1 protein-coding gene and 2 pseudogenes are annotated in these 1,984 nt (G+C 65.1%); all 3 read left to right on the top strand.

The window, feature by feature from the left end; genetic code table 11:
• A pseudogene (gene leuD, locus B4I46_RS06165) lies at positions 1-597 on the top strand (3-isopropylmalate dehydratase small subunit); the annotation flags it as partial.
• A gap of 44 nt (positions 598-641) precedes the next feature.
• Positions 642-1,344, top strand: a pseudogene (locus B4I46_RS06160) (class I SAM-dependent methyltransferase).
• Positions 1,345-1,399: 55 nt separating this feature from the next.
• A partial coding sequence (locus B4I46_RS06155) for an isocitrate/isopropylmalate family dehydrogenase (protein WP_286899101.1) occupies positions 1,400-1,984 on the top strand: 585 nt, incomplete at its 3' end.

Below are 1,984 nucleotides of genomic sequence, written 5' to 3'. Positions count from 1 at the left end.
TCGACACCGACCAGATCATCCCCAAGCAGTTCTTGAAGTCGATCAAGCGCACCGGGTTCGGCCCGAACCTGTTCGACGAATGGCGTTACCTGGACGTGGGGCAGCCCTACCAGGACAACAGCAAGCGCCCGCTGAACCAGGATTTCGTGCTCAACCATGCGCGTTACCAGGGGGCCAGCGTGTTGCTGGCGCGGGAGAACTTCGGTTGCGGTTCGAGCCGCGAGCATGCGCCTTGGGCGCTGGAAGAGTACGGCTTTCGCAGCATCATTGCGCCCAGCTACGCCGACATCTTCTTCAACANNCAACAACAGCTTCAAGAACGGCTTGCTGCCGATCATCCTCGGCGACGAGGAAGTCGACGAGCTGTTCAAGCAGGTTGAGGCGGACCCGGGCTACCAGCTGACCATCGACCTGCAGGCGCAGACCGTGACGCGGCCGGACGGCAAGGTGCTCCACTTCGAGATCGACGCGTTCCGCAAGCATTGCCTGCTCAACGGCCTGGATGACATCGGCCTGACCTTGCAGGATGGCGATGCGATTGCAGCGTTTGAAGCCAGGCACCGTGCTGGCCAGCCCTGGTTGTTTCGCGACGCCTGAATGATGCAGTGATGTGCCGGCCAAGCCACCCCAGGAGATCCATGATGACCCGCAGCACCGCCCACACCGAAGTCGTCCAGCGCCAGTTCGGCGNNCGAGCTTGCCGGGCACGCCGACGCCCGCCTGCTGGACCTTGGCTGCGGTGCCGGTCACGTGAGCTTCCATGTCGCCCCGCTGGTGGCCGAAGTGGTCGCCTATGACCTGTCGCAGCAGATGCTCGACGTGGTCGGCGCCGCCGCCATCGAGCGCGGCTTGAACAACATCGTCACCGAGCGTGGCGCCGCCGAGCGCCTGCCGTTCGCCGACGCCTCGTTCGATTTCGTCTTCAGCCGCTACTCGGCGCACCACTGGAGCGACCTGGGCCTGGCCCTGCGCGAGGTGCGCCGGGTGCTCAAGCCCGGCGGCGTGGCCGCGTTCGTCGACGTCATGTCGCCGGGCAGCCCGCTGCTCGACACCTACCTGCAAAGCGTCGAAGTACTGCGCGACACCAGCCACGTGCGCGATTATTCTGCCGGCGAGTGGCTGCAACAGGTCAGCGAAGCCGGCCTGTGCACCCGCAGCCACACGCGCCAGCGTCTGCGCCTGGAATACACCTCGTGGGTGGAGCGCATGCGCACCCCCGAGCCGATGCGTGCGGCGATTCGCCAGTTGCAGCAGGCGATGGGCGACGAAGTTCGCCAGCATTACCAGATAGAAGCCGATGGCTCCTTCAGCACCGACGTGATCGTGCTCTGGGCCCAACGCTGAGTTTTCCCCGGTACGCCAGTGCGGCGCACCGCTTGAATTGAATGATGAGGAACCCATGAGCAAGCAGATTCTGATTCTCCCAGGTGATGGCATCGGCCCGGAAATCATGGCCGAGGCGGTCAAGGTGCTGGAACTGGCCAACGACAAGTTCCAGCTTGGCTTCAGCCTGGCGCACGATGTGATCGGTGGCGCGGCCATCGACAAGCACGGCGTGCCGCTGGCCGACGAGACCCTGGAGCGTGCGCGCCAGGCCGACGCCGTGCTGCTGGGCGCGGTGGGCGGGCCGAAGTGGGACAAGATCGAGCGTGATATCCGCCCTGAGCGCGGCCTGCTGAAAATCCGTTCGCAACTGGGCCTTTTCGCCAACCTGCGTCCGGCCATTCTCTACCCGCAGCTGGCCGATGCGTCCTCGCTCAAGCCAGAAATCGTCGCCGGCCTGGATATCCTGATCGTGCGCGAGCTGACCGGCGGCATCTACTTCGGTGCGCCGCGCGGCACCCGCGAACTGGAAGGCGGCGAGCGCCAGGCCTACGACACCCTGCCGTACAGCGAGAGCGAAATACGCCGCATCGCCCGTGTCGGTTTCGACATGGCCCGCGTGCGCGGCAAGAAACTGTGCTCGGTGGACAAGGCCAACGTG

The organism is Pseudomonas sp. UBA7500 (genome assembly GCF_002478435.1).
GTDB lineage: Bacteria > Pseudomonadota > Gammaproteobacteria > Pseudomonadales > Pseudomonadaceae > Aquipseudomonas > Aquipseudomonas palmensis.
This window is presented reverse-complemented; position numbering and strand designations above follow the sequence as displayed.